This is a genomic window from Kosakonia oryziphila (genome assembly GCF_900094795.1).
GTDB lineage: Bacteria > Pseudomonadota > Gammaproteobacteria > Enterobacterales > Enterobacteriaceae > Kosakonia > Kosakonia oryziphila.
The window spans coordinates 82,477-89,090 of the sequence record NZ_FMBC01000017.1; the positions used below are offsets into that span (position 1 = coordinate 82,477).

A 6,614-nucleotide genomic window follows, 5' to 3' on the forward strand; every position below is an offset into this window, starting at 1 on the left:
TTTTGTCTGATGCAATTAGTCTGAAAAGCGCGCCACACAGGCTTGGTCGCTGTATTTTGCGGATAAAATGCAAAAGTAAGCTTCAGGCAAAAAAAATACCAGGAATACTCTTAAATTTGCTCAATGATACAAATTTGAGTGAATTTTTATACCGGAATACTGTCTCGCAGCCAGAGGATCATGACGAACCGGACGCATAACGAAGCCGATCGCATTGCCTTCTTCTGCCGCCATCACCAGTCGGTGATGCTCATCTTCAGTTAATTCTTCCGCATGCCAGCCAATTACGACGCTATAGTTCCCGGTGCGTAATGCGCGAATCATTGATTCCAGCGTCAGGCAAGGTGAAAGCTGGTTAACCTGCATCACCTTGGTGAGCGGCAGGCCAGCGGATTGTACCCATTCACGGCTCAGTTTCTGTTGCGGCGTTAACCATAATTGCCAGCGGGACTGCTGGCCGAGTTGCTGCAACAAGGGCAATAAAAGAAGTTGCGTCATTCCAGGCTGATCTTCGCGATAAACCACTTCGCTAATAAGCCCGGATGCACCGCGGGAGGGTTCAGCATGATTTAACGTAGTGAGTGCGGAATCGAATGTTGTTGAACGATTAGCATAGCCTGAAGTGTACATAATCAATCCAGCCCTGTGGGTTACTGTATAAACATACAGTAACCCCTGGATGCTCAAAGATCAACCTCAATTTCTGAAACTATCTCGCATTTTTGTTTTGTCTTTAGCACACAACGTAAAATTCGCTTGCCGTCCCGTCCACAGTTGCCTATGTTCCTGCCTAACGAAACAGCTAACATCGTGGTGGTTTTACTATGTGATTTATAAGGAAAAAATCATGGAAGACCTTTCTTATCAGCGTATTTATCAATCATGTGAATGTCTCACATCGCTTGGCGAAATTCGTCACCGTGCTCATTTTGGCGGTTATAGCTTGTCGGTGGATGACACGGTTTTTGCGATGGTGGCCGAAGGGGAGCTTTACCTGCGGGCTTGTGAACAAAGTGCTCAGTATGCAATAACGCACCATGCGCCACTTTTAGTCTTCAACAAACGTGGACGGGAGGTTTCGTTAAATTACTATTTCGTGGATCAGACGTTATGGAACGATCTCCCTATGCTGCTGGAACTTTCGGCCTATTCTCTTGATGCTGCCCGGCGTGAAAAAGCACAGCGCAGCGCCAGGAAACGTCTGCGCGATCTACCCAATCTGACGTTTCAGCTAGAAACGCAGCTTTATGATGCCGGGATTATGGATGTGCAGACGTTGCGTCTTCTTGGTGCGAAGGCGAGTTGGCTGAGGCTACGGAAGGTGAACCGCCATCTGGGTGTGAGAATCCTTCTGGCGCTTGAAGGCGCCATCGCTGGACTGCACGAAGCGGCGCTCCCGGCGCAGACGCGCCAGGAACTGATGGAATGGTTCGCTATTATGAAGAAGAAAACGGCTAATCCTCACTGAGCCAGTTGGCTTTTCAGTCGGCAAATTTCCGGCAACAAAGCAATAAGCAGTCCAATCTGTTGAAGGACCAGCGGTTCTTTGCTATCCGGGCGCGGATCTAAATGTTTAATGCGCTGCGACAGGGAACTTAGTGTTTCCTGTACGCGCGCATGATCGGAAGGGAGATGATGCAGTGCATCGTCTACATAACAGACGGCGTCATCAAGCAGATGCAAAATATCAGGGTGGGTGAGCTGCTCGCGATGCGCACCAAGTGCAGAAATATAGCTGGTAAAGGTGTGGTTCAGGCAGAGTAAACGGAATGCCACATCGCGGAGTTCAGGCGATGCGCCAGGTTCTGAAGACATATTGGATACGACCGATGCCAGCTCAGCATCGCGGTTGTAGGCATTACGCCGGGCAATACGGTACGCCAACCGGTTGTCTCGCCCCTGATGATACTGTTCCAGAATAGCGTCGAGGTAACGGCAGTTGGCATCGAAAGCCTGCTCTGTCACGCGTGGCAGGTGGCGAAAACGCCAGTCAGGCCAGATAAAACTTACCGCCGCCCAGGCAATCACGCAGCCTATCAGCGTGTCGATGATACGGGGAATTGCCACTTCAAAGCCCTCACCGAGCAGATTAAAGCAGAGCAGCACCAGCAGGGTGATAAACATCGTAGCATGGGCGTATTGCACGGTGCGAAAAGCAAAAAACAGTACGCCGGTGATCACGATCAACACCAGTTGCCCTTCATGGGAAGGAACGAAATAGAGCACGGGTAAACCTATCGCCACACCCACCAGCGTGCCAATGACGCGCAGGGTCAGGCGATGGCGAGTGGCGTTATAGTTGGGCTGGCAGACGAAAAGACTGGTCAGCAAGATCCAGTAACCATGCTGTAAGCCGGTTATCTGAATAAATGCGTAGCCTACACACAGTACCAGCGACATACGTACGGCGTGGCGGAAAAGCGCAGATTCCGGCGTCAGATTATTGCGCAGCCGCAACCAGGTATCGCTAAAACTATTCAGGCGGTCATCAGCTAACTGGTTTTCTGTCTCATTCAGAAGCTGGGACTGTGGTTGTTCCGTTTCGATTGTCGCTAATTGCGCGTCAATCGCGCGCAGGTTATCGAGCAGAAACCCCAGGGCTTTCAAATGATCGGCTGACGTCACACCGCTGGCGCGAATGCGATCTAACGCGGCATCAAGATGCGTAAACGCACGCTCGAAACGTGAATCATGTTGGTAGGGCGTTCGTAGCAGAATGGCGCGTGACAGCCTGTCGCAGGCCTGCGACTGCATTGATAGCAGACGCTGAAAGCGGAACATCACATCGCTGTAACGGAAATGTTCGCGCAGCGTCTGGTATTGAATGTGAGATGAGCTGGCGCGTTCATGGATATCCTGCGCGGCAAAATAGTAATGCAGGGACTGGCGTGTGCTTCGTTGTCCACGATCGCCACGCAGGCGCGTCAACAAGGTTACTTTCGTCTGGTTGAGCGTGGCAACGAGCTGACCATTCGCCAACGCCAGATCGTAAAGCGGCGCCTGACTTTCATCTTCAATATCCGGATCAAACAGACGTGATTTCAGTTCAAGATAGTGCGCCAGTTGCCCATAGCAACGTGAAAGGTTGTCCTGCAAAGCACGAACGGGGAAAACCAGGTACCCAACCAGCGTCAGGAAGTTAAACCAGATTGCGCCTGCCAGCAACAGCAGCGGTTGCTGATACCACTGGTCGAAAAGTGAAACCCCCAGCATGGTGTAGACAGCAATCAGCAAGGCACCAAAGGCAATGGTGGCGTAGCGCTGCCCAAGTCCGCCCAACAAGATAAAGCCGCAGGTGGAGCTGATAAGCCCGATAGCAAACAGCCATGGCCACGGGAACAGCAATTCAACGGAAGCGGAAGCAATAAAAAAGGAGACCAATGTGATGATCAGGTTCTTCAGCCGTCCGCTCAGGCGATCATCCAGATCTGCCAGGGCGGCAGCCACGACGCCCAACGTTAAGGGAATAGTTAATTTGACCTCACCAAGCAACCAGGGTAGTGCTGCTGTACCGCAGAGGGCAATAAAAATTCTGACGTTATACAGCCAGGCGCTATTCCATGTGTAACGACGAAGCAGAGGGCTTAACATAGCGGCAATTGATCCGGTTACTGAAAACGACGACGGGCGTTAGCTTCGCGAGCTGCGCGAGCGGTTTCGACGGAAACCACACGACGACCCACCGGCCAGAGCGCAATCGCCGCAATTTTAAAATTCGCCACGCCCACCGGGATGCCAATAATGGTGATGCACTGCGCGATACCGGCGACAATATGCATAATGCATAACCACCAGCCAAACAGTACAAACCAGATAATATTCAGAGCCGTTCCCCCCGCGTTCAGCAGGCTATTCTGGCGCTCTGGTTCCAGTTCATCTATATGGATCGCTTCATTTCCCCACGGAATAAGCGAGAGTTTGGTGATTTCCCAGCAGGAACGCGTCAGCGGCAGAGTGACAATCAGCACGATACTGGCCACCGTTGCCAGCAACCAGCCCAGTGTGGTGGCGAAACCACCAAGAACAAAGTTCAGAATATTCAGAACAGTACGCATAAAACCTCAGAACAACCCTATGAGTGGAATATCCCGGCAATTGTAACGACTTTTTGGACTGGAGCGACAATTCTCTGACAGGTAAACTGACTTTTATTGTCACAGGCTGAGAACGATAAGTCATGGAACTGAAAGCGACTTCACTGGGAAAACGGTTAGCCCAGCATCCGTACGATCGCGCGGTAATTCTGAACGCGGGCATAAAAGTCACGGGTGATCGGCATGAATACCTTATTCCCTTTAATCAGTTGCTGGCAATTGAGTGCAAACGCGGGCTGGTCTGGGGTGAGATGGAGTTTCAGCTTGCAGATAAGAAAGTGGTACGTCTTCACGGGACGGAGTGGAATGAAACACAACGTTTTTATCACCATCTTAATGAGCGCTGGAGCAAATGGGGCGCGGAGATGAGTGAAGTGGCGGCTGGTGTACTATCGGAACAGCTCGATCTTATCGCCGGGCGTATCGATCGGGCGAAATGGCTGACGCGCAAACAGCTTACCGGGCTACAACAGCAGTTGCAGCAAGCTTTTACTGCGCTGCCAATGCCCGTAAGCCGACTGACGGAATTTGAGAACTGCCGCGAACTCTGGCAGCAATGCCAGGCATGGCTGAACGATGTTGAAGAGCGAAGGGCGCAGCATAATAAGGCCTATACCGAGTCGATGCTCACGCAATATGCCGCCTTTTTTGAGCAGATAGAAAATTCCCCGCTCAATCCTTCGCAGGCGCGCGCCGTGGTAAATGGCGAACAGTCATTGCTGGTGCTGGCCGGCGCGGGCAGCGGCAAAACCTCCGTACTAGTAGCGCGCGCTGGCTGGCTGCTTACGCGCGGCGAGGCGGCTGCCGATCAGATTTTATTATTAGCGTTTGGTCGCAAGGCTGCCCAGGAAATGGATGAGCGCATCCGCGAACGGCTGCACACCGAAGAGATTACTGCGCGGACTTTCCATGCACTGGCACTGTATATCATCCAGCAGGGCAGTAAAAAAGCGCCTGCGCTGAGCGAACTGGAGAACGATACTGCCGCGCGCCTGGCGTTATTTACGGAAATCTGGTGTCAGCAATGCAGCGAGAAAAAAGCGCAGGCAAAAGGTTGGCGGCAATGGCTGGACGAGGAGATGGCCTGGGACGTTCCGGAAGGCAATTTCTGGGAAAATGACAAACTTCAGCGTCGCATAGGGCCGCGTCTCGATCGCTGGATCGGCCTGATGCGAATGCATGGTGGTTCGCAGGCTGAAATGATCGCCAACGCGCCTGAAGAGGTACGCGACCTGTTTAGTAAACGTATTAAGCTGATGGCTCCGCTATTGAAAGCCTGGAAAGCAGCGCTGAAGGCGGAAAACGCGGTCGATTTCTCAGGTCTGATACACCAGGCCATCAATGTGCTGGAGAAAGGGCGTTTTATCAGCCCATGGAAGCATATCCTGGTGGATGAGTTTCAGGATATTTCCCCGCAGCGAGCGGCGCTGCTCGCGGCTTTGCGTAAACAAAACTCGCAGACTACGTTGTTTGCCGTTGGAGATGACTGGCAGGCTATCTACCGATTTAGCGGGGCGCAGCTTTCACTGACCACCGCATTTCATGACAATTTTGGCGAGGGCGATCTTTGTGCGCTCGATACCACGTATCGTTTTAATTCACGTATCGGTGACGTGGCAAATCGCTTTATTCAGCAAAACCCGTGGCAACTGGCGAAACCGCTTAACAGCCTGACGGCAGGGGATAAACACGCGGTAACGCTGATGGCTGAAGATCAGCTCGATGCTTTACTGGATAAACTCAGCGGCTATGCGACGCCTGAGGATCGCATCCTGGTCCTGGCGCGTTACCATCACCGTAAACCGCCAGCTATCGCGAAGGCCATCACCCGCTGGCCGAAGTTGCAGCTCGATTTTATGACCATTCATGCCAGTAAAGGTCAGCAGGCAGATTATGTGATTGTGGTGGGCTTAGATGAAGGGCCGGACGGTTTCCCTGCGCCGGCACGCGAGTCGGTTATGGAGCAGGCGCTGCTACCTCAGACGGAAACGTTTCCTGACGCGGAAGAGCGGCGATTGCTGTACGTGGCGTTAACGCGGGCGCGTAAGCGTGTCTGGCTGCTGTTTGATAAGGAAAACCCGTCGCGCTTTGTCGATATACTCAAATCGCTGGATGTTCCTCAGGCGAGAAAACCCTGACAACAGGCGGCCTTTGCCGCCTGTGTTTACGCTCATCTGAATGCCACCTCCTGTGGAGGTGGTCAGCAAAAAGTTGGCTCTGCCAGTAATGCTACCCATGGGAAAATCCGAATCCGTTATCCCCATAACTGATAAGGATTTAACCATGAGTAGGTTCACAAAAGCATCTCATGTGCTTTGGTGTTGTCAATATCATATAGTCTGGACACCCAAATGCCGATTTCGCATCCTACGGAACAATGTTGGCAAAGAAGTTTACAAACAGATAAGGATTTCAAGTGAACAGCTCGGAATAGAAGTAGTGGAGCTGAATGTTCAGTTAGATCATGTTCATCTGCTAGTAAAAATCCCCCCGAAATTATCGATATCACACGTAATAGGT

At 51.8% G+C, this 6,614-nt stretch carries 6 protein-coding genes; 3 read left to right on the plus strand and 3 right to left on the minus strand.

Going from position 1 to position 6,614, the window contains the following annotated elements:
• Positions 1–120: 120 nt before the first annotated feature.
• The gene (gene sulA / locus GA0061070_RS10225; RefSeq protein WP_090135831.1) at positions 121–630 is read right to left on the minus strand and encodes an SOS-induced cell division inhibitor SulA; all 510 of its coding nucleotides are present in this window, start codon (positions 628–630) and stop codon (positions 121–123) included.
• Between the two features lie 217 nt (positions 631–847).
• On the opposite strand from sulA, the gene GA0061070_RS10230 reads away from it, so the two are divergent.
• On the plus strand, positions 848–1,468 hold the full coding sequence (locus GA0061070_RS10230) for a TfoX/Sxy family DNA transformation protein (protein WP_090135833.1): 621 nt from the start codon (positions 848–850) through the stop codon (positions 1,466–1,468).
• On the opposite strand, the gene yccS is transcribed toward GA0061070_RS10230, so the two are convergent.
• Positions 1,462–3,591, minus strand: coding sequence for a YccS family putative transporter (yccS, locus tag GA0061070_RS10235; protein ID WP_090135835.1), 2,130 nt, complete (start codon positions 3,589–3,591; stop codon positions 1,462–1,464). The genes GA0061070_RS10230 and yccS overlap by 7 nt on opposite strands.
• 17 nt (positions 3,592–3,608) lie before the next feature.
• A complete protein-coding gene (locus tag GA0061070_RS10240; protein WP_090135836.1) occupies positions 3,609–4,055 on the minus strand; it encodes a YccF domain-containing protein in 447 nt (148 codons plus the stop codon).
• A 122-nt stretch (positions 4,056–4,177) separates the two neighbouring features.
• On the opposite strand from GA0061070_RS10240, the gene helD reads away from it, so the two are divergent.
• Positions 4,178–6,232: a DNA helicase IV gene (gene helD, locus GA0061070_RS10245; protein ID WP_090135838.1), complete on the plus strand. Its 2,055-nt coding sequence runs from the start codon at positions 4,178–4,180 to the stop codon at positions 6,230–6,232.
• A 145-nt stretch (positions 6,233–6,377) separates the two neighbouring features.
• Positions 6,378–6,614: IS200/IS605 family transposase (gene tnpA / locus GA0061070_RS10255; RefSeq protein WP_139109748.1), on the plus strand; the 237-nt coding region annotated here is incomplete at its 3' end.

Bases quoted from the DNA above. Each gene is read 5' to 3' on its own strand.
- sulA (WP_090135831.1), bottom strand. From the start codon at position 630: ATGTACACTTCAGGCTATGCTAATCGTTCAACAACATTCGATTCCGCA.
- GA0061070_RS10230 (WP_090135833.1), top strand. From the start codon at position 848: ATGGAAGACCTTTCTTATCAGCGTATTTATCAATCATGTGAATGTCTC.
- yccS (WP_090135835.1), bottom strand. From the start codon at position 3,591: ATGTTAAGCCCTCTGCTTCGTCGTTACACATGGAATAGCGCCTGGCTG.
- GA0061070_RS10240 (WP_090135836.1), bottom strand. From the start codon at position 4,055: ATGCGTACTGTTCTGAATATTCTGAACTTTGTTCTTGGTGGTTTCGCC.
- helD (WP_090135838.1), top strand. From the start codon at position 4,178: ATGGAACTGAAAGCGACTTCACTGGGAAAACGGTTAGCCCAGCATCCG.